This window comes from Denitratisoma oestradiolicum, from assembly GCF_902813185.1.
Lineage (GTDB): Bacteria > Pseudomonadota > Gammaproteobacteria > Burkholderiales > Rhodocyclaceae > Denitratisoma > Denitratisoma oestradiolicum.
The window spans coordinates 3,535,349-3,550,681 of the sequence record NZ_LR778301.1 but is presented as its reverse complement, the minus strand read 5'-3'; the positions used below and the strand labels follow the sequence as shown (position 1 = coordinate 3,550,681).

Sequence of the window (15,333 nt, the reverse complement as noted above, 5' to 3'; positions counted from 1 at the left end):
GCCGGCTCGACCGGCTCCGGGGGCAAGAGCAGCCGACGCTTTAGCGAAATTTTTTTTCGGGCGTCGCCACGGAGTGGCGGGCGCCTTCTCCGCCTCGCAAGTTGTCCAATTAACTCGGCGGATGAGGGGGGATTATAGCGAAGCCATGGACCGTGGGCAAAAGACGCCCTCTTCCTGGTGGGGTGTGCAAGGAGAGGGAAAAAACGCCATCGTTGGTGGAAATACACCAAGGGCCTTTTGCTGCTATCCGCTATCATTGGCACCTACACAGTGTAACGGCCAGGGGATTCCGGGGGCGCCCGTATGTTTGTAATTATCGGCTACATCATGGTTTTGGGAGCGGTACTGGGAGGGTTCATCCTGGCTGGTGGGCATGTCCACTCCCTGATTCAACCCACAGAATTGCTGACCATCGGCGGTGCCGCCATTGGGTCGTTCATGGTGGCGAACCCCCCAAAGGTGATCAAGGCGACCTTCGCGGCGGTCCCAAAGGTATTGAAGGGCTCCCATCTGAACAAGGCCCTCTACATGGACCTCCTGGCCATGTTGTATGAAATTCTGGCCAAGGTTCGTAAGGAAGGCCTGATGTCCATTGAGGGGGACATTGAGAGTCCGGACTCAAGCCCGATCTTCTCCAAGTATCCGGTCATTGTCAGCGACCATCATGTAATTGAGTTCCTGACGGATTATCTGCGCATGATGGTGGGCGGCAATCTCAATGCATTCGAAATTGAGAACCTGATGGACAATGAAATCGAGACGCACCACCACGAGGGCGAGATACCCATCCACGCTTTGTCCAAGGTGGCGGATGCGTTGCCAGCCTTCGGTATCGTGGCGGCAGTCATGGGGGTGGTGCATACCATGGAGTCCGTGGGTATCCCCCCGGCGGAGCTAGGGAAGTTGATTGCGGCGGCCCTGGTAGGTACATTTTTGGGCATCCTGCTTTCCTACGGCTTTGTTTCACCGGTAGCAACCGCGATGGAGCATAAGCTTCACGAGGAATCGAAAATATTCCAGTGCATGAAAGTGGTTCTCCTGGCCAGTATGAGCGGTTATGCCCCTCAGGTGGCGGTTGAGTTCGGCCGTAAAGTGCTCTATTCCAGCGATCGTCCAAGCTTTATCGAGCTGGAGGACGACCTCAAGGCCCGCAAGGGAAAGTGACGGGTACGCTGTGAGCGACGACTCTCAACAACCCATTGTCGTTAAACGGATCAAAAAGGGCGGCGCTGCCTCCCATGGTGGTGCCTGGAAAATCGCTTATGCGGACTTCGTAACCGCGATGATGGCGTTTTTTCTGCTTATGTGGCTACTAGGTTCCACGACCCAGGGGGATCTGAAAGGTATTGCAGATTATTTTTCAACTCCCCTGAAAGTGGCTTTGGGTGGTGGCTCAGGGGCGGGTGATTCTTCCTCGTTGATTCAGGGGGGTGGGGAGGATTTGAGTCGTGCCCATGGGCAGGTGAAGCGTGGAGATATCGATGCACCCCGGCGCAATGTCAATCTTCAGGCGCTGGAAGCGGAGTTCGAGCGCATGGAGCAGCAGCGCCTGGAATCCCTGAAGACCGACCTAGAGGATCTGATCGATTCCACGCCCACATTGAAACAATTCAAGAGTCAGATGTTGCTTGATCTGACCAGCGAAGGCCTGCGCATTCAGATCGTGGATGAGAAGAGTCGTCCAATGTTTGATTCCGCCAGTTCCGAACTGAAGCCCTATACGCGGGATATCCTGCGCGAGATCGGCAAGGCCTTGAACCGGGTTGAGAACCATCTTTCCCTCTCCGGCCACACCGATGCCACGCCCTATGCAGGAGGAGACAAGGGGTTCGGTAATTGGGAGCTTTCCACCAATCGAGCCAATGCATCCCGCCGGGAGCTGGTGGCAGGAGGGATGGCGGATTCGAAGGTCATGCGTGTTGTGGGCTTGGCCTCAACAGTGTTGTACGACAAAAGCGATCCCTATAACCCGATCAATCGGCGTATCAGCATCGTCGTAATGAACAAGCGTACCGAGGAGGCACTCTTGCGGGACGGCAAGGTTGCGGAGGTGGAAGGGGGGGCGGCTGCTGGTCGGCTTGACCAAATGGCCGTCGGCGCCGAAAAACCATAACAGGGTGTTTCTGCGAGTGTGTTGTCCGGAGCTAACCTCCCTCGGCCAGGCAACTCGTGAGAACCGGCCGAATTACGCCCCGATGTCAATATCCTGCCTCTTTTGGGGCAGTTCTAGCGATGAATTTTCCTGAAATCGGCAGTAATATCCGTACGCGGGTGTGGCGGCGCTTCGATCTTCCCCCTGCGCAAAGGTGAATACCATGTCTGATCTATTAAAGAACATCGATGCACGAACCCGTCTTGCCGGCACCAACAAGCTGGAGATATTGTTGTTCTCTCTGGGGATGGACCATCGATCCGGTCGATGCGAGACTTTCGGGATAAATGTTTTCAAGGTGCGAGAGGTGATGCGCACCCCGGCCATTACTGCGGCTCCTGACATGCCCTCATCAGTGAAGGGTATGGTCAGTCTGCGCGGCGCCTTGGTGCCTGTGGTTGATTTGGCTGAATATATAGGGATGCAGCCGGAAACCCCCCGCGACATCATGATCGTTACCGAGTACAACGGCCACACTCAGGGTTTTCTGGTGGAAACGGTGGATACCATATTGCGGCTCGACTGGTCCCAGATGCGGGTTCCTCCGGAGATGCTGACGGCGAATCTTGGTGGGTTGGTGACTGCCGTGACGGAGCTGGCGGACGGCCGCTTGGTGATGATGCTCGATGTGGAGCGTGTACTGTCGGAGACCGCGAAATACGATGATGCTTTTCTGTTCCAGAATATCGAGTCTCTGGGGAGGAATGATCTCACCGTACTGTTTGCCGATGACTCTTCCGTAGCCCGGGGGCAGATTGAACGCACTCTCGATGCTATGGGAATCAAACATATCGGCGCCATCAACGGACACGCTGCATGGGCGGAACTGCAAAAAATTGCAGCCCATGCCAAAATCAACGGGAAGCCTGTCAAGGACTACATCCAACTGATTCTGACCGACGTAGAAATGCCGGAAATGGATGGTTATATCCTGACTAAGACCATCAAATCGGACCCGCAATTTGCCGGCATTCCGGTGATCATGCATTCCTCCTTATCTTCCATGTCGAATCAACAGCTTGGGCGCTCGGTGGGTGTGGATGAATATGTTCCGAAATTCGAGCCCCTACGATTGGCGGAGACCCTGACCCGGCTCTTGCTGGCCCGTCGTCCGGAAATTGCGGCCTGAGTGGAGACGGAAATGAGTCTGATCGCACACAACGGTAACTCATTGATGGATTCCGTCGATGGGCGGACCAAACTGGCTGGTTCCAACAGGATGGAAATCCTGTTGTTTGAACTGGGAACCCATGAGACTTTTGGCATCAACGTGTTCAAGGTACGTGAAGTCAGCAAGACACCCGCGATTACCAAAGCCCCCAATATGCCTTCCGGCGTGGAAGGGCTGATCAGCCTGCGGGGGAATGTGATTCCTGTGCTCTCCCTGGCCAAGGTCATGGGCTTGACGGACGCACCACCGGAACGCGGTGGGTCGATGATGGTGACTGAATATAGCAAGCGGACCCTGGGTTTCCTTGTTCATGGTGTCGATCGCATCATTCGCGTGGATTGGGACAAGGTTCGTGCCCCCGAGTCGATTACCAGTGGGGCTCACGACTACATTACGGCGATTACCGAGGTGCAGGGCCGCTTGGTGTCCATCGTGGATGTGGAGCAAATCATGGCCAATACCTTCGGCGAAAGTGTGGTAGGTCAGATTGAGCCGCTGCACGAAGCAGACGATCTCAACGTCTTCTTTGTTGATGATTCGGCAGTGGCCCGAAAGAAAATCGCGGAAGTTCTGGAGAAGCTTTGCGTCAGGCACAAGCATGCCCAGAATGGCCTTGAGGCATGGACGCGTCTTTCGAGCATGGCAGGGGCTGCCCAGCAGAGCGGGCGCAATATCCGGGACGAATTGAGCCTGATCCTGGTGGATGCCGAAATGCCTGAAATGGATGGCTATGTCCTGACCAAGAACATCAAGTCCGATGCCAGATTCGAAGGGATACCCGTAGTCATGCATTCTTCCCTTTCTTCCGAGGCCAATCGAGCCATGGGCAAGTCGGTCGGCGTGGATGCCTATGTGGCCAAGTTTGATGCGGAGGCGCTGGCCGAGACCCTGCGCCCTCTGTTGCTGAAATCCCTGCGAGATTAATCCTGGAGAGTTTGCATGCCTGCCGATCCCAGCAAGATCAAGTTTTTGGTTGTCGATGACTTTTCAACGATGCGGCGCATCGTCCGCAACCTGCTCAAGGAACTCGGCTTCACCAACGTCGAAGAGGCGGAGGATGGCGCGGTTGCCCTGCAGAAACTAAAGGCCGGGGCCTATGACTTCGTGGTCTCTGACTGGAATATGCCGAATATGGATGGCTTGACCTTGTTGCAGACGGTGAGAGCGGATCCCCAGTTGAAGCATCTGCCCCTGTTGATGATCACCGCCGAGGCAAAGAAGGAGAACATCATCGCTGCAGCCCAGGCAGGGGCGTCAGGCTACATCGTAAAGCCTTTCACCGCTGCCACGCTCAACGAAAAGCTAATCAAAATTTTTGAAAAAACAGGGCTTTAAGATGGTCAATCCGGTCAATTTCGACGAGTCCGGCGATTCCGAGGATCTGCAAGCACTGTTTGACAGTATCGCTGTCGGTGGCGGTGGTGCGCCCAAGGCTCCGGTTGCTGCACCTGACATGCCGGCATCGGGAGACTCGGATGAATTGCAGGCCTTGTTCGATTCCGTGGCCTCCCATGTTGGAGAGCCAGCCGAGATGTCTCAGGGTAGCGTCGGTGCAAATGCCGGAGAGCGCGAAACGTTGGTGTTCAATCGACTGGGCCATATGGCCCGGCAACTCCACGATACGTTGAGGGAACTGGGCTACGACAAGATGCTGGAGGAGACAGCTCGCCAGATGCCGGATGCCCGCCAGCGTCTCACCTATATCGCCCAGATGACCGAGCAGGCGGCGAGCCGTGTGCTCAATGCCACGGATATCGCCAAACCGTTGCAGGAGGAAATGCAATCCTCGTCCGAGGCATTACGGGCACGGTGGGACCGGATGTTTGCCAATCAGTTGTCGGTTGATGAATTTAAGGCGTTGGCGGCAGATACCCGAAATTATTTTTCGCAAACCCCCACCAAGATGAAGACCGTCGGTGATCAGTTGATGGAAATCATGATGGCTCAGGATTTTCAGGATCTGACGGGGCAGGTCATCAAGAAGATTATCGAGATGGCCCAGGGACTCGAAGGCCAGTTATTGGGTGTGCTGATCGAGGCCATGCCGGGCGAGCGGAAGGTAAATGCTCCCGAAGGCTTGTTGAATGGACCGGTGACCAATGTCGCCGGCCGGGGCGATGTGGTAACCACGCAAGGTCAAGTGGATGACCTGTTGGAAAGTCTGGGTTTCTAAAATTCCTGTCGATGATGGACTTGGGCGCAGAAGGGATGAGCGATGAGTGATTTTCAAGGCATGGAAGACCTGCTCCAGGATTTTCTTGTGGAAGCAAATGATCTGCTTTCAGATGTGGACAACAAACTGGTGGATCTGGAGCAGAGACCCCAGGACCACGGATTGTTGAATGATATCTTTCGGGGATTTCATACGATCAAGGGGGGGGCTGGGTTTCTGAATGCCGGCGAGCTGGTGACGCTGTGCCATTTGACGGAAAACCTGTTTGACCGCTTGCGCAATGGCGAGCTGCAAGTAACCGGCGAAATCATGGATGTGATCCTGGAGGCTACGGGAGCGGTGCGTGAGATGTTTGGCGCGCTGGACGGCGGGGTGTTGCCCCAGGCGGCTTCACCGGGATTGATTGCCAATCTGAAAGCTGCTATCGAGGGTAAGTTGAACATGTCTTTTTCTCAGGGCGAGCCGGTGGCCGCAGTGAGCGCCCCGGAGAGTTCATCCAATTCTGAGCCGGACTGGGACCAACTCTTCAGCGCTGTCACCAGCCCAGGTAGCGGTATGGTAGTTCCGGCATCGGTGCCGAAAGCCATCGATACCCCGGAGTTGCATCATGAGGTGATCGGTGAATCACCGGAGCAGATCATCCAGGCTGCCATCGGTCGCCGCTCTGTGGACAAGTCTGGCCAGCATGGCCCCGTAGGACGCCGTGAAACGGAGAAGACCCGTGACAATTCAATACGAGTCGATACTTCGCGGCTGGATCAGGTGCTCAACCTGTCGGGTGAGATCGGACTGACCAAGAACCGGCTCACCTCCTTGCGTTCGGATATTCTGAACGGCCGTAGTGATACCGATACCCTGCATGCCTTGGATCAGGCGGTGAGCCAGTTGGATTTGCTGGTGTCGGACTTGCAGAACGCGGTGATGAAAACCCGCATGCAGCCTATTGGGCGGCTATTCCAGAAATATCCCCGCATCGCACGGGATCTGGCTCGATCCCTGGGCAAGGATGTGGAACTGGTTCTGGCTGGCGAGGAAACGGAAATCGACAAGACGATGATCGAGGATCTGTCGGATCCGATCATCCATTTGATCCGTAATGCTGTTGATCATGGTGTGGAACCGACCGAAGATCGGATCGCGCTGGGTAAGTCCGGGAAATCTCAGGTCCGGCTGGAGGCGCGCCAGGAAGGGGATCACATCGTTCTCCTAGTGGCGGACGATGGCCGTGGCATGAATGCCGAACGGTTGCGAGCGAAAGCCCTGGAGAAAGGCCTCATCACCGATGAGGAGGCCAACACGATGGATGAGCGGCAGAGCTTCAACCTCATTTTCCTGCCCGGTTTCTCGACCAAGGATGTGGCCTCCGATGTCTCCGGGCGCGGGGTGGGGATGGATGTGGTCCGCACCAATATCCAGAAACTTAACGGCTCCATCGAAATCAAGTCACAGCAGGGCAAGGGAACCACCTTTGTCATTTCCCTGCCCCTGACTCTGGCCATCCTGCCCGTGCTTCTGGTCCAGCTTGGCGCCCAGCCCTTCGCGGTTCCGTTGTCCATGGTGCGGGAGATTCTCCCAATAGAAGTGACGCAGGTCCAGGAGGTGGGGGGGAGGGCCACCATGGTGGTGCGTGGCGAAGTCATGCCTATCTACCCGCTGTCCTACATGCTGGGCTGGGCTGCGGAAGCGGTGCCCGGCTATGGTGTCCTGATGCAGTCGGCCGAACATACCTTTATCCTGGCCATTGACGGCTTCATGGGGCGGGAAGATGCAGTGATCAAGTCCTTGGAGGACTTCCGTCCCAAGGGGGTGGCAGGGGTCACGACTCTATCCAACGGCCAGATTGTCCTGATTCTCGATATGAAGGAACTGATTCAGGAGCTAGGCGAGGGGCGTGGCGTACCTCGTTCCACCTTCTTCGAGGCTCTCGAAGCAGTTGCCTGACAGGGCGCTAGAGAGAAATAACCGCCCTAAGTCTGGCTATTCGCGGATTCCCGGTTTCCCATGACGGCAATAATTGCCGCCATGGGAGATTCCGTGCATGGCTGAGGAAAGCGATCTCGAACGAACAGAGCCAGCGTCTAGTCGACGCATTGAGCAGGCTCGCGAGGAGGGGCAGGTTCCCCAATCGCGGGAGCTCACGGCTTTTCTCGTCCTGTTATCCGGAACCGCAGGCTTGTGGGCCTTGTCGGGCTTCCTGTCCCATCATGCCGAGGCCCTGCTGCGAACTGGCTTGAGTTTCGGCCGTGACGCAGCCTTTGCCCAAGACGCCATGCAGTTGCGCATGGCATCTCTCTCCATGGATGGTTTGTTGATCGCGGGTCCCATCTGTTTTATGACTGTGGTGGCCGCTTTGGTGGCCCCCTTCCTGATTGGTGGCTGGGTGTTTTCCACTAAGGCGCTGGCCCTCAATTTCACCCGCTTGGACCCCGTGGGCGGTATCCGCCGCATCGTCTCTATGCATGGCCTGGGGGAGCTAGTCAAGGCCGTCATGAAGGCCTTGCTGATCGGTGGGACGGTGTTCTGGGTCATCTGGCATCATGGTGAGGCGATGTTCTCTCTAATGGGCAACAGCGTCGAAGTCGGCATTCAGGGATTTTTCAGGATGCTCTTCGTCGCTGCGGTGGCCTTGCTGACGGGTATGGCGGTGATCACTTTGATAGATGTACCGTTTCAGTTGTGGCAGTACTACTCAAAGCTGCGCATGACCCGGGAGGAGTTGCGCCAGGAAATGAAAGAGATGGAAGGCGACCCCCATCTCAAGGCTCGTATCCGTTCCCAGCAGCGTGAAATGGCGCGCCAGCGGATGATGTCGGAGGTGCCCAAGGCCGATGTGGTTGTGACCAACCCGACCCACTTTGCCGTGGCCCTGAAATATGACACCACTGCAATGGAAGCCCCCCAGATCGTGGCCAAGGGCATGAATTTCGTCGCCCAGCGTATTCGAGAGCTTGCCGACGAACATCACGTGCCTATCATTGAGGCCCCCCCCCTGGCCCGCGCACTTTATCGCCATGCGGAGATTGGCGACCAGATTCCTGCGCCGTTGTACACCGCTGTGGCGGAGGTCATGGCCTATGTATATCAACTCAATCAGTTTATTGCCGATGGTGGTGCGAATCTGCTGCCACCTAGTCTGCCAGTGGCGCTGGCCGTGCCCGCAGACATGGATCCGGGGGTGCCTGAAGCATGAATGATTCCCTGGCTCTGACGATGAATCAGTTGTTCGGCAAGTCGAATCTGCGCGCCCTGGCCGCGCCGGCCCTGATCATCATGATTCTGGCGATGATGGTGCTGCCTTTGCCGCCCTTCGCCCTCGATCTTTTGTTCACCTTCAATATCGCCCTGGCGGTGATGGTTTTGCTGGTGGCCATGTACACCGTCAAGCCCCTAGATTTTTCCGTCTTTCCGACTGTTCTGCTGGTCACCACTCTGCTTCGCCTGTCACTCAACGTAGCTTCGACCCGGGTGGTCCTGTTGCAGGGCCATGCCGGCCCCGACGCCGCCGGCAAGGTAATCGAGGCCTTCGGTCACTTTCTGGTGGGTGGCAACTACACCGTGGGTATCGTGGTTTTCGTGATTCTCACGGTCATCAACTTCGTGGTGATCACCAAGGGCGCCGGGCGTATCGCCGAGGTGTCGGCCCGATTCACCCTGGATGCGATGCCCGGCAAGCAGATGGCCATTGATGCAGATCTGAATGCCGGCCTGATCGGCGAGGACGAGGCCCGCAAGCGCCGTTCCACGGTGGCCCAGGAAGCGGACTTTTACGGTTCCATGGACGGTGCTTCGAAATTCGTTCGGGGCGACGCCATTGCCGGCATCCTGATCCTGATCATCAATATCGTCGGCGGCCTGATAGTCGGCGTACTTCAGCACGACATGGATGCGGCCAGTGCGGCCAAGATCTACACCTTGCTGACCATTGGCGACGGACTGGTGGCTCAGATTCCGGCACTGATCATCTCCACCGCTGCGGGCCTGGTGGTTACCCGCGTGGGGGACGATGGTCTTGATATTGGCCAGCAGTTCGTTGGTCAGCTTTTCGGCAATCCGGCGGCGCTGGCCCTGACGGCTGCCATTCTCGGTGTGCTGGGCCTGATTCCCGGTATGCCCCATCTGGTGTTTCTGCTGATGGCGTTCGCCATCGGGGGGCTGGCCTATTGGAAGATCGCCCAACGGGAAGGCCAGGAGTCCTTGGCCCAAGAAGCTGCCGTTGCGGCGCCCGCAGCGGCGGCGGAAAGCCCCGAGGCCAGTTGGAACGATGTGGCGCCAGTGGACGTGCTGGGCCTGGAGGTCGGCTATCGCCTGATTCCCCTGGTGGATCAGAGCCAGGATGGTGACCTCCTCAAGCGCATCCGGGGTCTGCGCAAGAAATTCGCTCAGGAGGTGGGTTTCCTTTCCGCCCCCGTGCATATCCGTGACAATCTGGAACTGAAGCCCAATGGCTACCGCATCGCCCTGAAGGGTGTGGAAATTGGCGCCGGCGAGGCATTCCCGGGCATGTATCTGGCCATCAATCCTGGCCGGGTGGCCGGGCCGCTGCCTGGCACCCAGACCCGGGACCCGGCCTTCGATCTGCCGGCTATCTGGATCGAGTCCAATCTGCGGGATCAGGCCCATGCCCTGGGTTATACGGTGGTGGATGCTGGCACCGTGGTGGCGACCCATCTCAATCACGTCATTCTGTCCCATGCCGCCGAGCTGCTGGGACGCCAGGAGACCCAATCCCTGCTGGACCATATCGCCACCGAGGCACCGAAACTGATCGAGGATCTGGTGCCCAAGCTACTGTCCCTTTCCATCGTCCAGCGAGTGCTGCAAAATCTCCTGGAAGAGGGCGTCAATATCCGCGACATGCGGACCATCATCGAAACCCTGGCGGAACATGCCGGGCGTATCCAGGATCCCCTGGAACTGACCAGTCAGGTGCGTATCGCCCTGGGGCGCGCCATTGTTCAGCAGTTCTTCCCGGGTAAGGGTGAAATGCAGGTGATGGCAATCGAGCCAGGCCTGGAACGGGTTCTTGCCCAGGCGTTGCTGAGCGGCGGGGAAGGTGCCCTGGAACCCGGGCTGGCCGATACCCTGCTGCGGGAGACCTCTTTGGCGGCCCAGCGTCAGGAGGATCTGGGCCTGCCCCCGGTGCTGCTCGTATCCGGCCAGCTGCGCTGGTTGCTGTCCCGTTTCCTGCGACGCGCCGTTCCCCAACTAAAAGTCATCGCCAACGCCGAAGTGCCCGACTCGCGCACGATCAAGGTAACGACGATCATTGGAGCCAATAAATGACCATAAAACGCTTCTACGCGGAGACCGCACGGGAATGTCTGCGCAAGGTAAAGGACGACCTGGGGCCCGATGCCATCGTTGTCTCCAACAAAGCGGTGGAGGGCGGTGTCGAAATCACCGCCATGTCCGCCGATAGCCTTGATGCCTTGTCCCGTCAGGCGACGACGGAGCTACCGGCCCGTTCGGTAGCCAACGGCGTACCGATGGAATACAGCGTGCCATCCCCCGCCACCGATGACGATTACACGGTCAGCCTGTCCACTCAGGCGCGCAAGCAGCCGGCCTTTCGTACCTGGGAACCTCAGGGAGATGCTGACAGGCCGCGTCTTAGGCCCCTGCCTCCCCGGGAGCCAAGGCAGGATGCCAGCGCTGGCAATGGCACCGGTGCGCCAAGTCCTGCCCCGGAAGTAAAATCCCCCGTTCCCCGGCAGATCCAAAGTGCACCTCGCTCCGATAGTGACTCTTCCGATGCCAAGGTCAGCCTGCTGATGCAGGAGATGCAGGTCATCAAGGGCATGCTGGAGCAGCAACTGGCGGGTTTTGCCTGGGGGGACCTCTCCAAGAACGCCCCGGTGCGGGCGTTGTTGCTTTCGGAAATGCTGGAGGCCGGATTCTCGGGCCAGTTGGCGCGACGCATGACCCAGGAGTTGCCCGCCGACGTGGGCATTGACGAAGGACGCAAGCGTCTGATGGCGGGCCTCAACCGGCGGCTGCGAACCCTGGGTAATGAGGGCGACCTGATCGACAAGGGGGGCGTCTACGCTTTAGTGGGACCCACTGGTGTTGGCAAGACCACCTCTACGGCCAAGCTGGCAGCCCGCTGCGTGGTGCGTTATGGGGCCGATCGTGTGGCCTTGCTGACTACCGACAGCTACCGTATTGGCGCTCATGAGCAACTCCGGATCTATGGCCGGATTCTTGGTGTGCCGGTCCACATCGTGCGGGACGGCGAAGACTTGCGCCATACCCTGTCCGATCTGCGTGACAAACACATGGTTCTGATCGACACGGTGGGGATGAGTCAGCGTGATCGCATGGTAGCTGATCAAGCCGCCATGCTGACCCGGGCCGGTGAAGTGAATCGACTGCTGCTGCTCAACGCCACCAGTCGTGGCGATACCCTGGACGATGTAATTCGGGCCTATGCCGGAGAGGATCTGGCGGGTTGTTTATTGACCAAGGTCGACGAGGCGGCCTCTCTGGCGCCAGCCATTGACGCCTTGGTCCGTCACGGCTTGTTGCTGGCCTATATGGCCAATGGCCAGCGGGTTCCCGAGGATATGCATTTGCCGAACCGCAGTTATTTGCTGCATCGTGCCTTCAAGCAGCCACCCGCCGTATCGCCGCATCGCTTGCAGGAGAATGAAGTTGGCATGGCGCTGACCCGCCAGCAGTCGGTGCCGGCATCCTCGGAGAACCACCTTGTCTGAATTGGACGGCGGGAGCGATCAGGCGGCGGGTTTGCGGCGCCTGTTCGGTAGTCCGAGCGCCCAGGTGATTGCCTTTGCTCCCGGTGTCGCGGACGTGAAGCAGGGGGCGTTTCTCGCCCGAACGGCCACCATGCTCGCCGGTATGGGGCAAGGTGTTGCAGTCGTGGATGAAAATGGCGGCAGCGATGGCCCTCTGGCGTCCCTGGGGGTTGCCGAGGGCCATGATTTGTTCCAGGCCCTGACCGGCGAATGTACGGTGCGCCAGACCATGGTTCATGTGGCCCCCTTATTGCGTGCCGCGTCGGCGAGGCGGGCAGCTCGCGTCATGGAACGGGGGGAATATGGCCTGTCTGAGCGCTACGCGGCTTTCCTGGCAGAAGCGAAGCGGGATGCGGCCTACGTCTTGATCAACTGCGCGAGGAGGGCCAAGGGGGCCTCTCTGTCACCCTTGGCTATTGATGCCCGACATGTGGTGGTGGTGACTACCGCCGCTGCCGCATCCATTACCGCAGCCTATGCCTTGATCAAACGTATCGTTGGCGAGCGGGGCCATGGCGGGCTGCATCTTGCCGTTACCGGTGCCAGTGACGAGGGCGAGGCACGTGTCGTCTTCGCCAATATGCAACGAGTGGCCAGGGATCATCTTGGTGTGACCATCGACTACCTCGGATATGGCCGAGAGCATCTTGCCCATGGCTTGACCCGGCACCTGCCGCCCGGCGTGGAGTCACCGACCCGAAATCCGCTTCCGCTGCCTCGACAAGCCGTGGCGGCGCGGGATTCGGTGATATAGTTGGCCACTACAACGGCTTCCATGTTCATCGATGTACACCGCCCAAGGTGCCCTCGAACGAGAGCAACTCGTCCGCCAATATGCCCCGTTGGTCAAGCGTATTGCCTACCATCTCATGGCGAGACTACCCGCTAGTGTCCAGGCCGAGGATTTGATCCAGAACGGCATGTTGGGCCTGCTCGATGCGTTGACCCGCTTCGAGGATGGGCAGGGCGCCCAATTCGAGACCTATGCGGTACAACGTATCCGGGGAGCCATGCTGGACGGCTTGCGCGAAAACGACTGGCTGCCCAGGGGGGTGCGGCGTGAAATGCGCCGGGTGGAAGTCGCGATTCAGAAACTGGAGCACCACCATGGCAGGCCTCCCTCCGAGGGGGAACTGGCGGAAGCTTTGGGCCTAGCCTTGGACGATTATCAGAAACTGCTACAGGAGGCCCGAGGCCATCAGCTGCTCTACCTTGAGGACATGGGGGGCGACAGGGGCGAAGGCTATCTTGAACGCAATGTCGCCAGTGATACTGTCGACCCTTTGCGGGCGCTCGAAGACGCCGACATGCGGGCGGCCTTGGTCAGTGCCATCGCGGCCCTACCCGAAAGGGAGAAGCTGATGATGGCCCTCTATTACGAACAGGATCTCAACCTGCGGGAAATCGGAGAGGTCATGGGCGTTACAGAATCCCGCGTTTGCCAGATTCACACCCAGGCTGTCGCCAGATTGCGGGTAGCTGTGATGGGTGAATACCCACCACAGCCGAAGGCGAAGCGAGGGAGCAAACCCAAGGGCGCGCCGGCCTGAATATGGACATCATCAGCGTTGTCGGTCTGCTGGTTGGTCTTGCCGCAATCATCGGGGGGCAGATCCTTGAGGGTGGGCATCTGGGCTCCCTGGTGCAGCCGACGGCATTTGTGATCGTGATGGGGGGTACCCTGGGGGCCGTGTTGCTGCAAAGCCCCCTCCATGTTTTTCTGGTTGGCATGAAAATGGGCCGCTGGATATTTTTCCCCCCCACGGTGCTTCCACAGACACTGATCAATGATGTCAGCCGCTGGGCTCATATTGCCCGCAAGGAAGGGCTACTGGCGCTGGAGGCACAGACCGCCTCCCTGGAGGATCCGTTCCTGCGCAAGGGCCTGCAACTTTTGGTGGACGGGGCTGAACCGGATCGCCTCCGGGAAGTTCTGGAGGTGGAGATTGGCTCCTACGAAGCGGACCTGAAACTGGCCGCGAAGATATGGGAATCGGCCGGTGGCTATTCGCCGACCATCGGCATCCTGGGCGCGGTCATGGGCCTGATCCACGTTATGGAAAATCTCTCCGATCCTTCCAAGCTGGGAGCCGGGATCGCGGTGGCCTTCGTAGCCACCATCTATGGTGTCGGTGCCGCCAATCTCATCTTCCTGCCCATTGCCAAGAAGCTTCTGACGAATGTATCGCGTCTGGTCGCCTACCGTGAAATGTATGTGGATGGCCTGGTGGGGATCGCCAATGGCGATAATCCCCGCTTGATTGAGAGCCGTTTGCAGGGCTATCTTGCTTGAATGAATCCCATGCCCCGAAAACGGCGTCACGAAGAAGAAAACGAGAACCACGAGCGCTGGCTGGTGTCCTACGCCGATTTCATTACCCTGCTGTTTGCTTTTTTTGTCGTGATGTATGCTGTATCTTCGGTCAATGAAGGTAAATATCGGGTTCTTTCAGACTCCCTGACTTCTGCTTTCAGAAACATTCCGGGAGATACCGGAGGGGCTACGGTAGCCATTAACCCCAATGCTCCCCTGTCCATATCAATTCCCCTGCGCAAGCCTCAGCCAGGAATGAAGGGTGATGAAACTATTCGGCAGAACCGGGACAAGATACGAACCATGGCCAAGGACATTAAGGGTGCGCTGGCGCCCCTGGTCCAGGATGGGCGCGTCAGAGTCACTGAAAGCGCCCGAGGTATTACTGTGGAAATAAATGCCAGCGTTCTTTTCGCCCCCGGGGATGCGGCTCTGGACCCGGTGGCGGTCAGCGCCTTGCGGGCCGTGGCCAGAATTCTTGCGGCGGCGAGCTTTCCTATCATCGTAGAAGGACATACCGACAATACGCCCATTAGTACCCCGCAGTTCCCTTCCAATTGGGAACTATCGGGCATGCGAGCCTCTTCTGTGGTGCGGTTATTTATCGAAAATGGTGTTGATTCGCGCCGCCTGACCGCCACCGGTTATGCCGATCAGCGTCCCGTGGCTGATAATTCCGACGCCGACGGACGCCAGCGCAACCGGCGGGTGGAAATTACCCTTGAGGCACAGAATCCAGATAATCCGGTGGAAGTTCCGGTCGGACGTTAA

General features: G+C 58.2%; 14 protein-coding genes. All 14 read left to right on the top strand.

Annotation, left to right across the window (positions count from 1 at the left end; all coding sequences use genetic code 11):
* Nucleotides 1-303 precede the first annotated feature (303 nt).
* The 14 genes from motA (at nt 304) to motD (ending at nt 15,333) form a co-directional block, all read left to right on the top strand.
* Nucleotides 304-1,164, top strand: coding sequence for a flagellar motor stator protein MotA (gene motA / locus DENOEST_RS16190; protein WP_145769307.1), 861 nt, complete (start codon nt 304-306; stop codon nt 1,162-1,164).
* Between the two features lie 10 nt (nt 1,165-1,174).
* Nucleotides 1,175-2,113: a flagellar motor protein MotB gene (gene motB, locus DENOEST_RS16185; RefSeq protein WP_145769306.1), complete on the top strand. Its 939-nt coding sequence runs from the start codon at nt 1,175-1,177 to the stop codon at nt 2,111-2,113.
* Nucleotides 2,114-2,315: 202 nt separating this feature from the next.
* Nucleotides 2,316-3,281 (top strand): chemotaxis protein, encoded by a 966-nt coding sequence (locus DENOEST_RS16180; RefSeq protein ID WP_145769305.1) that lies wholly within the window; start codon nt 2,316-2,318, stop codon nt 3,279-3,281.
* A 21-nt stretch (nt 3,282-3,302) separates the two neighbouring features.
* Nucleotides 3,303-4,247: a chemotaxis protein gene (locus DENOEST_RS16175; protein WP_408640037.1), complete on the top strand. Its 945-nt coding sequence runs from the start codon at nt 3,303-3,305 to the stop codon at nt 4,245-4,247.
* A gap of 15 nt (nt 4,248-4,262) precedes the next feature.
* Nucleotides 4,263-4,658: a chemotaxis response regulator CheY gene (cheY, locus tag DENOEST_RS16170; protein WP_145769303.1), complete on the top strand. Its 396-nt coding sequence runs from the start codon at nt 4,263-4,265 to the stop codon at nt 4,656-4,658.
* A gap of 1 nt (nt 4,659) precedes the next feature.
* On the top strand, nt 4,660-5,496 hold the full coding sequence (cheZ, locus tag DENOEST_RS16165) for a protein phosphatase CheZ (protein WP_145769302.1): 837 nt from the start codon (nt 4,660-4,662) through the stop codon (nt 5,494-5,496).
* Nucleotides 5,497-5,538: 42 nt separating this feature from the next.
* Nucleotides 5,539-7,437, top strand: coding sequence for a chemotaxis protein CheA (locus tag DENOEST_RS16160; protein ID WP_232096527.1), 1,899 nt, complete (start codon nt 5,539-5,541; stop codon nt 7,435-7,437).
* A 97-nt stretch (nt 7,438-7,534) separates the two neighbouring features.
* Nucleotides 7,535-8,686: a flagellar biosynthesis protein FlhB gene (flhB, locus tag DENOEST_RS16155; protein ID WP_145769301.1), complete on the top strand. Its 1,152-nt coding sequence runs from the start codon at nt 7,535-7,537 to the stop codon at nt 8,684-8,686.
* Nucleotides 8,683-10,779 carry a flagellar biosynthesis protein FlhA gene (flhA, locus tag DENOEST_RS16150; protein WP_145769300.1) on the top strand — a complete coding sequence of 699 codons (2,097 nt, stop codon included), beginning with the start codon at nt 8,683-8,685 and terminating at the stop codon, nt 10,777-10,779. Before flhB ends, flhA begins: the two co-directional genes overlap by 4 nt.
* The gene (gene flhF, locus DENOEST_RS16145; protein ID WP_145769299.1) at nt 10,776-12,209 is read left to right on the top strand and encodes a flagellar biosynthesis protein FlhF; all 1,434 of its coding nucleotides are present in this window, start codon (nt 10,776-10,778) and stop codon (nt 12,207-12,209) included. The genes flhA and flhF overlap by 4 nt, the downstream gene beginning before the upstream one ends.
* The gene (locus tag DENOEST_RS16140; protein WP_145769298.1) at nt 12,202-13,002 is read left to right on the top strand and encodes a MinD/ParA family ATP-binding protein; all 801 of its coding nucleotides are present in this window, start codon (nt 12,202-12,204) and stop codon (nt 13,000-13,002) included. Before flhF ends, DENOEST_RS16140 begins: the two co-directional genes overlap by 8 nt.
* Before the next feature lie 31 nt (nt 13,003-13,033).
* On the top strand, nt 13,034-13,798 hold the full coding sequence (locus tag DENOEST_RS16135) for an RNA polymerase sigma factor FliA (protein WP_145769297.1): 765 nt from the start codon (nt 13,034-13,036) through the stop codon (nt 13,796-13,798).
* 2 nt (nt 13,799-13,800) lie between these two features.
* Nucleotides 13,801-14,541 (top strand): flagellar motor protein, encoded by a 741-nt coding sequence (locus tag DENOEST_RS16130; RefSeq protein WP_145769296.1) that lies wholly within the window; start codon nt 13,801-13,803, stop codon nt 14,539-14,541.
* On the top strand, nt 14,542-15,333 hold the full coding sequence (gene motD, locus DENOEST_RS16125; RefSeq protein ID WP_332068233.1) for a flagellar motor protein MotD: 792 nt from the start codon (nt 14,542-14,544) through the stop codon (nt 15,331-15,333).